Origin of the sequence: Cryobacterium sp. Y50, from assembly GCF_002929805.1 — a bacterium.
Lineage (GTDB): Bacteria > Actinomycetota > Actinomycetes > Actinomycetales > Microbacteriaceae > Cryobacterium.
Map to the genome: position 1 here is coordinate 87,252 of NZ_PJJM01000092.1, position 16,365 is coordinate 103,616.

The window sequence follows — 16,365 nt, forward strand, 5'->3', positions numbered from 1 at the left end:
CTAGATCTCCTTCAAAACGGCGCGTTCGGTGCGGCGGAAGACCAGCAGCCCCAGGGCGAGGAAGACCAAGGACATGGCAACGCTGATCGCAACGGCGAACCAGTCGAGTTGCTCCGGAAAAAAAGCTGAACGGTAGAGGCTGAAGATGCCGGTCAGTGGATTGAAAGCAGCCCAGAAATGCAGTACGGGCGGGAGGTCGGTGGTGCTGTAGATGATGGGGGAGGCGTAGAACAGAAATCGCAGGATGAGCTTGACGGCCCGTTCCAGGTCGCGAAAGAACACGACGAGCGGTGCGACGAGCAAGCCGACGCCCGCGGTCAGCGCGGCCTGAATCACGATGGCGAGGGGAAAGAACAGCGCGTCGATGTGCAGTTGCGCGCCGTAGACAATGGCGAACAGAACGAGTACCGGTACCGAGGCGAGAAATTCGATGCCCTTGGAGAGCACGAGGCGGTTCACCCAGATCGTGCGGGGGATGCGGGTGGAGCGGATGAGCTTAGCCTCGCGCAGAAATGCCCTCGTGCAATCGGAGACAGCTCCGTTGAACCACATCCAGGGCAGCAGGGCGGCCAGGAGGAACACGATATAGGGCTCGTTGCCGACGTTTTTGTCAAATACCTGGGTGAAGACGAACCAGTAGATGCCCGCCATGACGAGCGGATCGAGAATAGACCAGAAGTAGCCGAGAACCGTGGTGGAGTAGCGAACGCGCAGGTCGCGCTGCGTCAGCAGCCAGAGGGAATGCCGATACCGGGCGGTCGGCGTGCGCTGTTCGGGGCGCACCAGCGCGTAACTACTCACGCCGTCTATCGTATGGGAGCCTGGCTTCGCCCCGTGCCAGCCGGGGCTACTTGTCTCCGGCCCAATCACGCCCAAATAGTGGCCGTCAGTCTCGTGATCGCTTAGATTGAAGATCCGCGCACTGCGTCGATAGACGTTCGTCTACGCGGTGATCACACACGGAAAAGGAGCCCACATGGCGTACAACGTCGCTCAGAAACTGATCGCCTCGCACCTGGTAGTCGGGGAGATGGTGCCGGGTACTGAAATCGGCATCCGGATCGACCAGACCCTCACCCAGGACGCAACGGGCACCCTGGTCATGCTCGAGCTTGAGGCGCTCGGCCTGGATTACGCCCGCACGGAGGTGTCCGTACAATATGTCGACCACAACCTGCTTCAGGCGGATAGTAAGAATGCCGAAGACCATGACTTTCTGCGCTCAGCCTGCCAGCGCTTCGGTATCTGGTTTTCCAAAGCCGGTAACGGGGTCTCGCACCCCACCCACATGCAGCGCTTCGGTATTCCGGGTAAGACAATGGTCGGCTCCGACAGCCACACCCCGGCGGCCGGTTCGCTCGGCATGCTCGCCATCGGCGTCGGCGGCACCGAGGTGGCGCTTGCGATCGCCGGTGAACCGCTTTATATTCGTATGCCTCAGATTTGGGGTGTGCGCCTGACCGGCCAGCTTCCGCCGTGGACGAGCGCCAAGGACGTCATCCTCGAAATGCTCCGTCGGCACGGTGTTAAGGGCGGCGTCAATCGCATCGTCGAGTACTACGGACCGGGCCTGGCCGGTCTAACAGCCATGGACCGCCACGTGATCGCGAATATGGGTGCCGAGCTCGGTGCCACCTCGACCGTGTTCCCGGCCGACGATCAGGTACGCACTTTTCTGCGCGCGGAAGCGCGCGAGGCCGACTTCGTTGAACTGCTCGCCGACGCGGACGCTACCTACGATGTGACCGAGGAGATCGACCTCGCCACGATCGTTCCGTTGATCGCCCTGCCCAGTTCTCCGGGCAATGTCGTTCCGGCGAGCGAGGTTGCCGGCCGGCCGGTCGAGCAGGTGGTGATCGGGTCATCCGCTAACCCGGGTCTGCGCGACTTTGCGATCGTTGCGGCGATAACCAAGGGACGACAGTCTTTCCCCGGACTGAGCCTGGACGTCAACCCGAGCTCGCGTCAGATTCTCCAGGACCTGACCAAGATGGGATCCACCCTGGCCCTGATCGGGGCCGGAGCACGGCTGCACCAGTCGGGTTGTATGGGCTGCATCGGCATGGGGCAGGCACCTGCCAATGGCAGCATCAGCCTGCGCACCATGCCGCGCAACTTTCCGGGCCGCTCCGGCACCCAGGAGGACTCGGTTTACCTCTGCTCGCCGGAAACCGGGGCTGCGGCCGCGTTGACCGGAAAAATAACCGATCCGCGAGACCTCGCCGACCTGTTCGGCATGGACTACCCCGAGATCGTCCTGCCCGAATTCTCCAGTGTGAATCTGACCATGCTCGAGGCGCCGCTGCCGGCGGAGGAATCGCTCACCATCAAGCTGGTCAAGGGCGAGAATATTTCGTCCCTGCCGGTCTTCGGCCCGCTCGCCGAGCGCATCGAGGCACCCGTTGCCCTGATCGTCGGCGACGATATCTCAACGGATGAGATTCTTCCGGCCGGTGCGCGTGTCTTGCCGTTTCGCAGCAACGTGCCCAAGCTCGCCGAATTCACCTTTGACCAGGTCGACCCGACCTACCCGACGCGCGCGGCCCTCAGCCGGGACACGACCGGCCACATGATTGTCGCTGGCGCCAACTACGGGCAGGGATCATCCCGCGAGCACGCCGCGATCACGCCCCGGTTCCTCGGTCTGCGGGTGGTACTGGCGGTCTCGTTTGCGCGCATTCATTGGCAGAACCTCGCGAACTTCGGTGCACTCGCGCTGCAATTCACGGATGCCGCCGATCACGATCGCATTGCGCGTGACGACGTTCTGGTTCTGGATGGCATTCGGGAGGCGCTCACCAACGGCACGGAGATTCTCGTTCGCAATACCACCCGCAATGAGACCTATGCGGTGCGGCATGAACTCTCCACCCGCCAGATTGAGATGCTCCTGGTCGGCGGTCTGATCCCCTGGCTGCGCGCCCGGCACGCGCAGGGCGAGCCGCTGATCGGCGCAGCCGAATAACGGTATGAGGAACGGGGCTGGCTCTAATCGGCCCCGTTCTGTTTACTCGCTGCGGCTACCGACGTAGCGGTAATACTCGACACCATCGTCGAAGAAGTCAGGGCCGTTCGACGTTCCGACATGATCGACCACGAACTCGTCGTGGGCGGGCGGGGCGATGTCGATCAGGCGTCCCGCGTGCACGTCGATGTATTGTGTTTCGTTCAGATCGACCGCTCCGAGTAGCGCACGGTCGAAATTGATCCGCGCCGCCGCGTCGTGCCAGCCGGTTACGACGCGTAGCGGTAGGGCCTCCGCCGCATCGCCACTGCCATAGCCGAGGGCCAGCCAGTCCTGATCGGCGAGGTCGAGGTCGCTGGTCAGGGCCTGGTGCAGGCCGGCGGCGAGCCAAGCCGGCAGGGCCGCGGTGTAGAGATTGCCGAGGTCGCGCATGGCTTCGGAGCCAAGTCCGAGCTTTTCTTGAACGAGGGTGTTCCAGAGCGGAGTTTTGCGCAGTTGGTTGCGCGCCCGGCGCGCCAGGGGAAAGACGTCGCCGGTGTTTTCGGCCAGTTGTGCACCGATGACGCCGAATGGTGTTGGCTCCAGCAGCTCGGCGATCAGGAGTTCGGCGTCGACACCGGCATCGGCGGCGAGTGCGCGCAGCTCGTCATGACCGTCGGTGTCATGCGCGAGGGTGAAGAGATAGGCCATGACCCACCCGGTGGTGGGCATCTGGTGATACGGGCGGTGCATGAACACCGCGTCGATGTCGTGAAAATAGTCAAGGTTTCGGCCGGGGCGTTTGTCGAGCATCGCCGTCATAGCGTGGTGGGTGGCATCGATATAGCAGCTGGTGGAGTAATGCCCGTTGAATATGGGCAGGTCCTGCAGCTGGCCGTCGTCGCGCGCGGGCTGATTGCGAAAACGGGCAAACGGTTTGCGAAAGTCGGCCACCCGATAGTCGGAATCGCTGCCGGCCCCGGTAAGGTCCACCTCCAGCAGCCGGGCATCGCTCTCCAGCAGCATGGCGACGGCGCCCGCACCCTGGGTGGGCTCGCCGCTGCCACCGCGCGCATACTCGGCGATGTCGGCGCAGACGACGATGGCCTGGCGACCACGACCATCCGTTGCCAAGTAGCGCAGCGCAGCTTTTATGCCGTACACGCCGCCGAGGCAGGCCTGCTTGAATTCCGGCACTTCGCAGTCTCTGGCCAACAGGGGCAAGCCGGCCGCAGCGAGGGCCTCATTGACCATGCCCTTCACGATGACAGCACCGGCCGAATTATCGGTGCTTGATTCGGTTCCGAGGGCGAGCAGCCCGACCTGGGTCGGGTCGATGTCGTAGTCCCGAATCAGCCGCCAGACCGCGGTGGCCGCGAAGGTATAGACACTCTGTCGGGGTGCGCGCATGCGAAAACTGCGTCCGACCACCGAACGGAATTTCTCCCACGGTTGGTCATTCCACTCGCACCACGATTCGAGCTGAACGCGATACGGCGGGAGGTACAGGGAGAAACCACTAATTCCAGGAGCCAACTGTGTCTACTTCACTTTTCAGGTGTTTGCGGGTCCGCGACGGTCACATTACTTTAGTCGGCCAGGCTGCGAGTCAGGGCGCGGCCCGATTCGGCCAGATGGCGTCGGGGGCTCGGCTAAAATAGAGGCAGAACCGATCGGAGCAGTCCTGTGTCACAGACCCTTGAGGCCGGCGCTACGGCCCGCGCCCGCGCACATAGCAATATTGCGCTGGTCAAATATTGGGGCAAGAACGATGCCGTTCTCAACACCCCGGCGGTCGGGTCGATCTCGATCACCCTCGACGCCCTCCACACCGACACCCGAGTGACCTTTCAGCCGCAGCTGGCGACCGATGAGTTATGGCTGAACGGACGCCAGCACGACGCTACCGGGGTCAGCCGTGTTCTCGACCTGGTGCGTCACTACCGAGGTGCGACCTTGTGTGCGATCGTGGAGTCCGCGAATAATTTCCCGACCGGAGCCGGGCTGGCCTCGTCGGCGTCCGGTTTCGCCGCCCTTACCGTCGCCGCGACCGGCGCGGCAGGTCTCATGCCGACCGCGCGGGAGCTGTCCATCCTGGCCAGGCACGGTTCCGGTTCGGCCGCCCGTTCCATCTTCGGCGGTTTCGCCGAGATGCACGCAGGCAGTGCCGCCGACGGCTCAGATTCCTACGCCGAGCAGTTGCTGCCTGTCGCGGATTGGCCGCTCGCCATTATGGTCGCTATCACCGAGCACGGTGCGAAGCCGATCAATTCGACCGTCGGCATGGGCGCTACCGCGGTCAGTTCGCCTTTCTACCCGGCATGGCTGGCGACGGCCCCTGGGGATCTCACCGATATGCGGGCCGCGATCGCCGCTCGCGACTTCGTGCGTCTCGGCGAACTCGCCGAGTATAACTGCCTCAAGCTGCACGCGCTGATGCTCACCACCCGGCCAGCTTTGATCTATTGGAATGCCGCGACGGTCGCGACGATGCACGCCGTTCGCGAACTGCGCGCGAACGGCGTGCCGGCCTACTTCACCATTGACGCTGGACCGCAGGTGAAGGTGCTCTGCCTGCCGACCGACGCGTCCAGGGTGCACGCCGCACTGTTGAGTGTGACTGGCGTGCTCGAGGTACGCCAGAGCGCGCTCGGCCCCGACGCCTACCGGCTGGGTTGACGTGACATTCACAGCGACGTCGGCACCCGGAAAACTGTTTCTGCTCGGTGAATACGCGGTTCTGCAGGGCGCACCGGCGCTGCTGTCGGCCGTCGATCGCCGAGTCACCGTCACGGTCGCACCGGCCGGGTCCTGGCGGCTGCACGCCCCGAGCATTGGTATCCAGCACCTCGACCTCGACGATGAAGGGCAACTGCCGGCCGCCCTCAACGCCCAGACCCGGTCGACCCTGCGCCTGTTCGACACGGTGCGAGTGGCAGTGCGCGCTCGAGCCAGCGGCGGCGGTCCGTTCGAGATCAGCATCGACAGCGCTGAGTTCACGCGCGACGGCCACAAATTGGGACTCGGGTCGAGCGCGGCGGTGGCCAGCGCGCTCACGGCTGCCCTGGCCGAGGCTTCGAGGCTTCACCTCGATCGCGCGGCGCTCTTTGCGCTAGCCCAGTCAGCCCATCGGGCCACTCAAAACGGCACGGGCAGCGGCGGAGATGTCGCCGCGAGTGTCTATGGCGGTCTGCTTTCCTTTACCGTCGGGGCATCACCCGTGGCGCTGCGCTGGCCGAACGATCTCACCATGCTGGCCGTGGTCACCGGTGAAGGGTCGGCGACAACCGACCTGGTCGGCCGGGTGAACGACTTTGGTGCTGAGCATCCACTGCAACACGATGAGGACCTGGCCAGGCTGACCCGGCTCGCGCACATGGCGCAATCAGCACTCGCCGACCGCGCTAGCTTTCTGCGCCTGATCGACGACTACTTCACCGCGCTGGCTTTGCTCGACGCCCATGCCGAGGCCGGTATCGTTACCGAACGACACCGGGAGCTGCGCGCGGTAGCTCAACGAGGGGGCGGCGTGTTCAAGACCTCCGGTGCCGGCGGCGGCGACGTCGGACTCGCCTTCAGCGCGAGCGGCGAGTCCGCCGAGCGACTCGAATCGGCTCTGACTAACGCCGGGGCATCCGTTGTGGCGCTGGAATTCGGCGCAGCCGGAGTCGAATCATGAGCGGCTCGCGCATCGCGAAGTTCTATCAGAAGTCGGTGCAGGAACGACTGGAGCTGCTACACGAACGCGGAACATTGAACGATGCCGACTATGCAATGCTGCAGCCCGGTATCGGTCTGCTCGACGCCGAGACCGCTGATCGACTCACCGAAAACGTGATCGGCGTCTTCTCGATGCCGCTGGGGCTCGGACTGAACTTTCAGATCAACGGTCGGGACTATCTGATTCCCATGGTGGTGGAGGAGCCGTCCGTCGTGGCTGCGGTCAGTTCCATGGCGATTCTGGTGCGGCAAGCTGGGGGTTTTAGCAGCACCTCCGACGAGCCGCTGCTAATCGGTCAGGTGCAGGTCGTTGACCTTTCCGACCCGGCAGAGGCGCGCCGCGCGCTGCTCGCCCAGACTGAGAAAATTCTGCAGCTGGCCAACAGCGGCCACGCGAACATGGTCGCCCGCGGCGGCGGCGCGCGCGGTGTTGCGGTGTACCTGCGCGGAGCGACGGCGCAGAACGGCGAGCTGCTGGTCGTGCATCTGCTCGTGGACACCCGTGATGCGATGGGCGCGAACCTGGTCAACTCCATGTGCGAACGCATCGCACCCCTGATCGAGCAGATCAGCTCCGGTCGGGTATTCCTGCGCATCCTCTCAAATTTGACTGACCACGCCCTTGTACGTGCCCACGCGGTCATCCCACGGGCCCTGCTGGCAACCGAGGACTATCCCGGCGAGCGGGTGCGCGACGGGATTATCTTGGCCAGCGAATTCGCCACCATGGATCCCTTTCGTGCCACCACCCATAACAAGGGCATCATGAACGGCATCGACGCCGTCGCGATCGCGACCGGCAACGACTGGCGCGCCATCGAGGCCGCCGCCCACGCCTACGCCGCCCGCGGAGAACGCTACGCACCGTTGTCGACCTGGAGCGCCAACGCGGCCGGCGATCTGGTCGGCGAACTCACGATGCCGTTGAAGGTCGGCACGGTCGGCGGTCAGGTGGAATCAAACCCAGCCGTGCGCATCGCCCACACTATTTTGGGTGTCGGATCGGCGCGAGAACTAGCCGAGGTGATGGTGGCCGTTGGTCTGGCCCAAAACCTGGCCGCGCTCAAAGCGCTCTCGACCACGGGGATCCAACACGGCCACATGCGCCTGCACGCCCGAGCGGTCGCGGTGGCCGCCGGCACCAGCCCTGCGCGATTCGACGAGGTCGTCGAGCGACTCATCGTCGACGGCGAGATCAAAGTGTGGAAGGCACGGCAAATTCTGGCCGAGCTCGAGGTTCCGCCAACGTGCGTCTTGGTGCCCCCGGCCGTAGCGATGCCGGCCGCAACGACGACCGTGCTCCCGGCGCGTGCGCCGCTCGGTGCCCACGCGCAGGTCGGCTACGGAAAGATCATCCTGCTCGGTGAGCACTCCGTGGTCTACGGCCGCCGCGCCATCGCCGCGCCCATCGGCCTCACCGTGCGCGCTGAAGTCGTTCGCGGCGAGCCGGGTCAGGTGCCGGTCATCACCGACTGGAACGTGGATGGTTCGGCGCAGGAACCGATCAGCCCCGATGTCTCCCATCGGGTTGCCACGTTGATCGCCGCGCGTCTCGGGCTGCCCCAATCCGGCGTACGAGTCGGCGTGTTTTCCGAACTGCCGCGAGCGAGCGGCTTGGGAGCCTCGGCCGCGTTCGCCGTCGCGCTGATCCGAGCGACCGCCGACTGCTTCGAAATTCGGCTCAGTGATGAGCAGGTGTCGAGCCTGGCCTTTGAGTGCGAAAAGATCGTGCACGGCACACCATCGGGCATCGACAATACCGTCGCCACGTTCGGTCGGCCCATCCTGTTTCGAAAAACGGATGCCGCGAGCGGTCATGAAATCCGCGACATCGTCACCCCCAACCCGATCCCGATCGTGATCGGTCTTAGCGCCGTGCACGCGCTGACCGCACACACCGTGGCCTCAGTGCGCGCGGCCTGGCAGAAGAATCCCGGGCGCTACAACGCGATCTTCGACCAGATTGACTCCCTAGTTGTGGATGGAGCCGACGCCCTGCGCCGCGGCGACCTGGCCGAACTAGGCGAGCTGATGAACATCAACCAGGGTTTGCTCAATGCCCTGCAGGTGTCGGGCCCCGAGCTCGAACAGATGGTCGCCATCGCTCGCGGGGCCGGTGCGCTCGGCGCGAAGCTGACCGGGGGAGGAGGAGGCGGCGCGATGATCGCTCTGGCTGGACCCGCCGGTACCGATCCGATCCGAACAGCCTTGCACCAAGCCGGTTACACCACCTACCTGACCGAGATCCGGTAGTGGATCGCCGTGAGGCGGTCGGGGCCGGCGCTCTACTGCGTTATGTACCGCACGGTACGTTAGATGGGCAGTGTACTGAGTTGTCAGTTTGATCCGCGCCGGAGAAAGAGACCCCAGTTATGCGCTCTCGCGCCCATTCAACATCCTGGCTGCGCGCAGCAGCAGCCATCATTGCCACCGTCGCTGTGGTCACGGGGTGCAGTGCCACCGCGCAAAACACCACGACCGATTCCAGTACCCTGACCTACGCCATCAACGGTGGCACGCTCAGCGGCGGCAAGATGGACATCCACTCGTCGGCCTTTCAAGCCACCGCCCTTGTGATGCGCAACTCCTTCGATTCGCTCGTTTACCAGAAGACTGACGGCTCGTTCGTGCCGTGGCTCGCCACATCGTGGCAGATCTCCGACGACGGCCTGCAGTACACCTTCACCCTGCGCAATGACGTCACCTTCCATGACGGCGAGCCCTTCAACGCCGAGGCCGTCAAAGTCAACTTCGAGCACGTCGTCGCTCCCGAAACGGCGTCAGCGGATGCCGCCAGCCTCATCGGTTACGCCGAAACCGGCGGCTTCTATGCGGGCACCACGGTCGTTGACGAGTACACCGTTCGGGTCGATTTCAGTCAGCCATACGCCCCGTTCTTGCAAGCCGTGAGCACCGCTAAGCTGGGCTTCTACTCGCCCGCGACGCTTCGTGAGAATGCCGCCCAGCTCCCCGCCGGGGGACCGGGCATCTCGGTCGGCACCGGCCCGTACGTGCTGAGCGACTACACGCCAGATCAGAGCATCGTCTTCACCGCGAACCAAAACTATAACTGGGCACCCGAAGGCAGCACCCACCAGGGCGCGCCGGCCATCGACACGCTTGAGTTTCGTATTCTGCCTGAATCGTCGGTACGCACCGGCGCACTCACGAGTGGGGAAGCGCAGATCGCCAGCGACATTGCTCCGAACACCGTTGGCCAGATCGGTGACGAGTTCACCATCGAAAACGTGACGATGCCTGGTCTGCCATACACGCTGTTTCTCAACGAGGCGCACGGCGTGTTCGCCGACCAAAACGTTCGCCAGGCCTTTGCGCTCGGCATCGACATCGGCCCGGCCGTTGAGAGCATCTACCAGGGGCAGGCCGCGCGCGCGTGGAGCATCCTCTCTCCGGCAACGCCGAACTCCTACGACCCGAGCCTCGAAGACAGCTGGCAGTACGACCCAGACCAGGCCAATGCCCTGCTCGATGCGTCAGGCTGGACCGAGCGCGACGCTGACGGCTACCGAACCAAAGATGGTGCCAGGCTGAGCGCCCGTTGGCTCGCCTACAACCCGGTTTCCGACGCGAACGCAAGCCTGGGCGACGTCGTGCAGTCCGACCTGCGCGAACTCGGCTTCGAAATCGTGCGGGATAACCTCGAAGTTGCCCAATACTACGAAGATTTTAACGCGCGCGACTATGACCTATCAGACTGGAGCTTTCCTAGCGTTGACGCCGACGTGCTGCGCGCCCATCTGCACAGCGGCGGCTACAAGAACGGCTCATCGACCGCAGACCCGATTGTCGACTCGTTGCTCGACGACGCTATCGCCACGAGCGACCCAGCCGAACGCGAGGTCCTCTACCAGCAGCTACAGCAGTGGAATGCGACCCACGTGGCCATGATTCCGATCACCGTACCCTCGGCGATCACCGCCTATAGCTCGGCCATCAAAAACCTCAGCTTCGACCTGTACGGACAACCCCTCTTCTACGGGGCGTCGCTCACGACCGCTCCGTGACCCTGCACTACGGGCAGGTACGCGGCGCCGACCGACCCGGTGCTCGCCTGTTCGGCCGGCTCGGCGGCATGGTACTCGTAGTCTGGGGCGCTGCCACGGTAGGGTTCTTCGCGCTGCGGCTGATCCCTGGTGACCCGGTAGACGCACTGATTGGGCTCGGGAGCGTCTCGGCACAGGTGCGCGACCAGATCCGCGAAGACTGGGGGCTCGCCGATCCGTTGCTCGTGCAATACCTCGGATACCTCGGCCGTCTCGTGCAGGGCGACCTCGGCACCTCGTACCGCCGGCAGCAACCCGTCGCTGACGTGATCGGCCAACAATTCCCGCCCACCGTGCAGCTGATGTCCCTGGCCCTGGTGTTCGCCCTCTTGCTCGCGCTCGGGTCGGCGTTGCTTGGCCGCGGTCGGCGCACAGCGCCCCTGGCTGGCCTACTCGAGCTGGTCGCTGTCTCGTCGCCTAATTTCTGGATCGGTCTCGTGCTGATCAGTGTCTTCGGTTTCGGCCTAGGCTGGTTTCCGGTCGTCGCCACGGCCGGGTTCGGCGCTCTCATCCTGCCCGCAGTGACCCTCGCCATTCCGGTGGCCGGCATCATCAGCCAGGTGCTGCGGCAGGGCCTCGACGACGCGGAGGCGCTGCCCTTCGTTGACACAGTGCGTGCTCGTGGTGCCAGCCACACCCGCCTCGTGCTGCGCCACACCCTGCGCCACGCTGCCGCCAGCAGCATCACGCTCACCGGATATATGGTCGGATCCCTGCTCGGCGGCTCGGTGCTGGTCGAGACTGTCTTTGCCCGCCCCGGACTCGGCCGCGTTGCTCTGAACGCCATCGTCGACCGCGACGTACCCGTGGTGCTCGGCATTATCGTGCTCGCCGCGGCGGCTTTCTCCATGGTCAACCTGTTCGTCGACCTGGTCTTCGAGCGCATCGATCCGCGCCTGGCGACCGAGCAGGCCTACGCATGAGCCTGCTCGCAGCCGCCCCATCACGTCGAATCAAGCGGATGCCCACCCCGGCCGTCTGGGCCGCCGTCGGGTTCCTCCTGCTTCTCGTGCTGTCGGCCCTTCTGCCGGGCGTGTTCACCGCCGCTGACCCACTCCGTACGAACATTGGCGAGGCGCTGCTGGCGCCCGGCCCGGGGCATCCGTTTGGAACAGATCAGGCCGGCCGCGACGTGTTCGCACGGGTGATCTATGGTTCGCGGTACTCGCTCGCTATTGGCTTCGGCGCCACGCTTATCGCTCTCGTTGCTGGTCTCGCGATCGGCTCGTGCGCTGGGCTCGTGCGCCGGGTGGGCGACGGTGTGCTGAGCCGGGCGATCGAGATAGTGATGGCCTTTCCGGAGTTTCTGCTGGCCCTGATAGTGATCGCGATCATCGGCCCGGGCGAGGCGAGCCTGCTGATGGCCGTTGCTCTCGCGGTGATCCCGTCCTACGCGCGCGTCGCCCGGGTGCAGACGCTCGTGATCAAGCGTGCTGGCTACGTAGAGGCGGCGCGCACGCTGGGTGTGTCGCCAGCGCTGGCCGTGCTGCGTCATGTCGTGCCCAACACCCTCGGCCCGCTGCTGGTCATGGCCACCATGGGAGTTGGCACCGCCATCACTGCCGCGGCCGGCCTGAGCTTTCTCGGCCTCGGGCCGAAGCCGCCAACGCCGGAGTGGGGACTCATTCTCTCGGAGGGGCGTAATTTTCTTGCAAGCGCCTGGTGGATCGCCGTATTCCCCGGGCTCGTGATCACCTCCACCGTGGTGTCGACGAGCATCCTCGGTCGACACCTGCAGGCCCGAAGCGCAGGGCGGCAGCGATGAGCGCCATCACGGTGCGCAACCTGCGCGTGGTTCTGCCGGGCTCGAAGGCCGCCGTGGTCGACGGCGTCTCGTTCAGCATTGCCGCCGGGAAGTGCCTGGGCATAGTGGGGGAGTCCGGTGCCGGTAAGACGATAACCGGCCGCAGCCTGATTGGACTCACCCCGGCCGGTGCACGCGTCACCGCCGAGGAACTGACCGTGGCAGGAGTGGACGCTCGGGACTTGACTGAACCAGCTTGGCGACGTCTGCGCGGCGCCCGCGTCGCCCTCGTGAGCCAGGACGCTCTAGTCTCCCTTGACCCGCTGCGCCGAGTGGGCGCCGAGGTGGCCGAGCCCCTCGCGGTGCACGAACCCGGGCTCGGTCGCGCCGATCGTTCGCGCCGCGTGTTGCAATTGCTCGGGCAGGTTGCTGTGCCGGAGCCCGCTTTTCGCGCCCGACAATACCCGCACGAACTGTCCGGTGGCCTGCGTCAGCGCGCACTCATCGCCTCGGCCCTCGCGGCTTCGCCGGCCGCATTGATCGCTGACGAACCGACCACGGCCCTCGACGTCACCGTTCAGGCGCAGATTGTGCTGCTGCTGCGCCAGCTGAAGGAGTCGGGCATCGCGCTGCTGCTGATCAGCCACGACCTCGCAATTATCCGCAAGCTCGCCGACGACATTGCCGTGATGAAAGACGGACGGTTCGTGGAGTTGCAGCCTACGGCCGCTCTGTTCGCCGCACCGCAGCATCCGTATACTCGCGAGCTTCTAGCCTCGATATCTCAGAGCCTGGTACCAGCTCCGCCGAAAGCCGCCCCAGTGGTGCTCGCCGCGCGAGATCTCACCAAGACCTACGGCCCCGCAAGCGCACCGTTGCGCGCTGTAAACGGAGTTTCATTCGAGCTGCGTGCCGGCCACACCGTTGGCATCGTTGGCGAGTCGGGGTCGGGCAAGAGTACCGTGGCACGGATGCTGTTGGGCACCGAAACCCCGGACTCTGGCGATGTTCTATTGAACGGCGAACCCTGGAGCCGGGTACCGGAATCGCGGCGGCGAGCGAGGCGCGGTGGCATTCAGATCATTCACCAGGATTCCCTGAGCGCCTTCGACCCGCGGGCTAGCGTGCTGCAGATTCTCTCTGAGGCGATTGCTCTCGACGGTTCGCGGAGCGTGCGGCGCGAACGCCGGGAGCAGGCGACTCGGCTTCTGGAGCTGGTGGCGCTGAACGATTCCCTATTGGGGCGGCGTGCGCATCAGCTCTCCGGCGGGCAGCGGCAGCGCGTGGCGATCGCCAGGGCGTTGGCCCGGCAGCCGAGGCTCCTGGTCTGCGACGAGCCAGTGTCGGCGCTGGATGCGCCTATACAGACCCAGGTGCTGGGACTGCTGGTCTCCCTGCAGCAAACGACGGGGCTGGCGATGGTGTTCATCTCACACGACCTCGCGGCGGTGCGCGCACTCAGCCACGACATCCTCGTGATGAAAAATGGCATTGTCGTGGAACAGGGGCCGGCGGTGGAGCTATTTCTGGCGCCGCAGCATCCGTTCACCCGCGAGCTGCTCGCCGCGCAGGCCACGGCGTAGCCGGAACACCCAGAGTTACGCGCAAGTTGCCAGTCGCGCTGAATTAGGACATGCTTATGTCATGTTAATCACTCATCGCCGTGGAACTGCGAATCTAGACGGGTCAACTCCCGGACGCAATGATGAGGCCCGCACCTGGGACCGGGTGCAGCAGCTGCTCGCTGCGGATGGACCACTGACCGCTGCCGACCTCGCCTCACGTCTGGGACTAACGCCCGCTGCGGTACGCCGCCACCTCGACCAGCTCGCCGCAGAAGGTTCCATCGAGGAACGTGAACCGGTGGTGGCAGGTGGTCGTGGGCGGCCGGCTCGGGCGTACGTTCTCTCTCAAGCCGGTCATGCCGGGATGAGTAGCGATTACGCCGATGTGGCTACCGCAGCCTTGCGTTTTCTCGCAGAACACACCGGTGTGGATGCCGTGGCTGAGTTCGCCCGTGAGCGCAGCGCAGCGCTTGAGCGACGGTATGCTACACAGCTACCCTCGACGGGCAATAATGTGCGCGACCGGGCAGAGGCACTGGCGTCGGCACTGAGCGCTGACGGTTTTGCAGCGTCAATTCGCCCGGGCGAAACTGGCCTGCCCGTGGCCGGCGTGCAGCTCTGTCAGGGGCATTGCCCAGTTCTGCATGTTGCAGCGGAGTTCCCAGTGTTCTGCGATGCCGAGACCGAAGTATTCTCCCGACTGCTTGGAGTGCCGGTTGAACGACGAACAACATTGGGCGCCGGTCAGCACGTCTGTACGACGTTTATTCCCATCGACGCACTGGCCCGGCCGACGACGTCCACAACAAACAATGCGAGTGAAGGGTCTATTGCATGAGCAGCAATGCTGAGTTAATTTCCGAAGTGCAGGCAATCGCCAGCTCGGATATCACTAGCGTAGAAAACACCCAGCGTGACATTGGCGCGAGTGGGGCATTCACCGCCGCGGAATCGGCCGCCATTCGTGCCGATTTTCCCATTCTCACGCGCCTGGTGCGTGGCGGTAAACCCTTGGTGTATTTAGATTCAGGGGCGACGTCGCAAAAGCCGCGCCAGGTACTCAATGCCGAACGTGCGTTTTATGAACAGCACAATGCTGCGGTTCACCGTGGCGCCCATCAACTGGCCGAGGAAGCTACCGACGCCTTCGAGTCCGCGCGAGCGAGCGTTGCACATTTCATCGGTGCACAAACTCGGGAGGTGGTGTTCACCAAGAATGCTACAGAGGCACTGAACCTCGTGGCGTATTCCTTCAGCAATGCGGCCGCTATGGGGGCTATGAACGGCGTTGAAACGGATATTGCGGCGCGGTTCGCCCTCGGTGCCGGCGACGAAATAGTGATCACAGAGATGGAACACCATGCCAATCTCATTCCATGGCAGGAACTTGCCCGCCGCACCGGTGCCACCCTGCGCTGGATTGGTGTCACCGACGGCGGTCGACTCGAACTGGACGATCTGGAGACGGTCATCACCGGGCAGACCAAGGTGGTGGCATTCACTCACGTGTCGAACGTTTTGGGAACGATTAATCCCGTCGCCGCCATCGTGGCTCGGGCTCGGGCTGTCGGTGCTCTGACCGTCTTGGACGCCAGCCAATCGGTGCCGCACCTGGCCATTGATGTGATCGATCTCGACGTCGATTTCGTAGCTTTCAGCGGACACAAAATGTTTGGTCCGCTGGGAGTCGGCGTTCTCTGGGGCCGCTACGGCCTGTTGGAAGCCATGCCCCCCTTTCTCACCGGGGGTTCAATGATTGAGCACGTGCGAATGGAAAGCTCGACCTACGCCGCTCCGCCGCAACGTTTCGAGGCTGGTGTACCGGTTGTTGCGCAGGCCATTGGCCTGGCCGCTGCGTGCGACTACCTGGGACGACTGGGAATGCAGCGGGTGAGCTCGCATGAGCACGCCCTCACCGAGGTGCTCCTGGCCGGCCTGGCGAAACGCCCGTGGGTCACTGTCATCGGGCCGGTCGATGTCCGGGAGCGTTCCGGTGTCGTGTCCTTCGTAGTAGATGGTGTGCACGCGCACGATGTCGGCCAAATTCTTGATGATGCCGGGGTCGCCGTTCGGGTTGGGCACCATTGCGCCTGGCCTCTGCATCAGCGCATGGATGTTGCGGCCACGACACGAGCAAGCTTCGCGGCTTACAACACGGTGGCTGAGGTGGAGGCGCTGCTGAGTGCTCTCGATCAGGTTCCCGAAATTTTTAGGGTGGCGCCCGCACACCTCGCAACCTGTACCAATTGACAAGGAGAAGTAAATGAGTGCACCCACAATCGCGCCGGGGATCTCTGACGAGGTCCGAGAATTAGCAAACCAAGAATA

General features: G+C 64.3%; 12 protein-coding genes. 10 read left to right on the top strand and 2 right to left on the bottom strand.

Annotated features, from left to right (window positions below; all coding sequences use genetic code 11):
* Window positions 1–801, bottom strand: a complete 801-nt coding sequence (locus CXY73_RS11430) for an ABC transporter permease (RefSeq protein ID WP_233198277.1) — start codon at window positions 799–801, stop codon at window positions 1–3.
* 175 nt (window positions 802–976) lie between these two features.
* Between CXY73_RS11430 and CXY73_RS11435 the strand changes: the two genes are divergently transcribed.
* Window positions 977–2,965 (top strand): aconitate hydratase, encoded by a 1,989-nt coding sequence (locus CXY73_RS11435; protein ID WP_104177776.1) that lies wholly within the window; start codon window positions 977–979, stop codon window positions 2,963–2,965.
* Window positions 2,966–3,007: 42 nt separating this feature from the next.
* Here CXY73_RS11435 and CXY73_RS11440 read toward each other — a convergent pair whose 3' ends face one another.
* The gene (locus CXY73_RS11440; RefSeq protein WP_104135772.1) at window positions 3,008–4,480 is read right to left on the bottom strand and encodes a hydroxymethylglutaryl-CoA synthase; all 1,473 of its coding nucleotides are present in this window, start codon (window positions 4,478–4,480) and stop codon (window positions 3,008–3,010) included.
* A 150-nt stretch (window positions 4,481–4,630) separates the two neighbouring features.
* On the opposite strand from CXY73_RS11440, the gene mvaD reads away from it, so the two are divergent.
* From mvaD to CXY73_RS11485, 9 genes are all read left to right on the top strand, one after another.
* Window positions 4,631–5,623: a diphosphomevalonate decarboxylase gene (mvaD, locus tag CXY73_RS11445; RefSeq protein ID WP_104177777.1), complete on the top strand. Its 993-nt coding sequence runs from the start codon at window positions 4,631–4,633 to the stop codon at window positions 5,621–5,623.
* Window position 5,624: 1 nt separating this feature from the next.
* Window positions 5,625–6,623, top strand: coding sequence for a mevalonate kinase (locus CXY73_RS11450; protein ID WP_146071735.1), 999 nt, complete (start codon window positions 5,625–5,627; stop codon window positions 6,621–6,623).
* The gene (locus tag CXY73_RS11455) at window positions 6,620–8,917 is read left to right on the top strand and encodes a hydroxymethylglutaryl-CoA reductase, degradative (RefSeq protein ID WP_104135769.1); all 2,298 of its coding nucleotides are present in this window, start codon (window positions 6,620–6,622) and stop codon (window positions 8,915–8,917) included. Before CXY73_RS11450 ends, CXY73_RS11455 begins: the two co-directional genes overlap by 4 nt.
* Window positions 8,918–9,036: 119 nt before the next feature.
* Window positions 9,037–10,689 carry an ABC transporter substrate-binding protein gene (locus CXY73_RS11460; protein WP_104177778.1) on the top strand — a complete coding sequence of 551 codons (1,653 nt, stop codon included), beginning with the start codon at window positions 9,037–9,039 and terminating at the stop codon, window positions 10,687–10,689.
* Window positions 10,686–11,651 carry an ABC transporter permease gene (locus CXY73_RS11465; RefSeq protein WP_233198278.1) on the top strand — a complete coding sequence of 322 codons (966 nt, stop codon included), beginning with the start codon at window positions 10,686–10,688 and terminating at the stop codon, window positions 11,649–11,651. Before CXY73_RS11460 ends, CXY73_RS11465 begins: the two co-directional genes overlap by 4 nt.
* Complete coding sequence (locus CXY73_RS11470) at window positions 11,648–12,493, top strand: ABC transporter permease (RefSeq protein WP_104135767.1); 846 nt, start codon at window positions 11,648–11,650, stop codon at window positions 12,491–12,493. Before CXY73_RS11465 ends, CXY73_RS11470 begins: the two co-directional genes overlap by 4 nt.
* A complete protein-coding gene (locus tag CXY73_RS11475) occupies window positions 12,490–14,055 on the top strand; it encodes an ABC transporter ATP-binding protein (RefSeq protein WP_104177779.1) in 1,566 nt (521 codons plus the stop codon). The genes CXY73_RS11470 and CXY73_RS11475 overlap by 4 nt, the downstream gene beginning before the upstream one ends.
* A 61-nt stretch (window positions 14,056–14,116) precedes the next feature.
* Complete coding sequence (locus CXY73_RS11480; RefSeq protein WP_104135765.1) at window positions 14,117–14,875, top strand: metalloregulator ArsR/SmtB family transcription factor; 759 nt, start codon at window positions 14,117–14,119, stop codon at window positions 14,873–14,875.
* A complete protein-coding gene (locus tag CXY73_RS11485) occupies window positions 14,872–16,287 on the top strand; it encodes a SufS family cysteine desulfurase (protein ID WP_104177780.1) in 1,416 nt (471 codons plus the stop codon). The genes CXY73_RS11480 and CXY73_RS11485 overlap by 4 nt, the downstream gene beginning before the upstream one ends.
* Window positions 16,288–16,365: the final 78 nt, after the last annotated feature.

Coding starts and splice junctions, on each gene's coding strand:
- CXY73_RS11485 (WP_104177780.1), top strand. CDS start 14,872: ATGAGCAGCAATGCTGAGTTAATTTCCGAAGTGCAGGCAATCGCCAGC.
- CXY73_RS11480 (WP_104135765.1), top strand. CDS start 14,117: ATGTTAATCACTCATCGCCGTGGAACTGCGAATCTAGACGGGTCAACT.
- CXY73_RS11455 (WP_104135769.1), top strand. CDS start 6,620: ATGAGCGGCTCGCGCATCGCGAAGTTCTATCAGAAGTCGGTGCAGGAA.
- CXY73_RS11435 (WP_104177776.1), top strand. CDS start 977: ATGGCGTACAACGTCGCTCAGAAACTGATCGCCTCGCACCTGGTAGTC.
- CXY73_RS11460 (WP_104177778.1), top strand. CDS start 9,037: ATGCGCTCTCGCGCCCATTCAACATCCTGGCTGCGCGCAGCAGCAGCC.
- CXY73_RS11470 (WP_104135767.1), top strand. CDS start 11,648: ATGAGCCTGCTCGCAGCCGCCCCATCACGTCGAATCAAGCGGATGCCC.
- CXY73_RS11475 (WP_104177779.1), top strand. CDS start 12,490: ATGAGCGCCATCACGGTGCGCAACCTGCGCGTGGTTCTGCCGGGCTCG.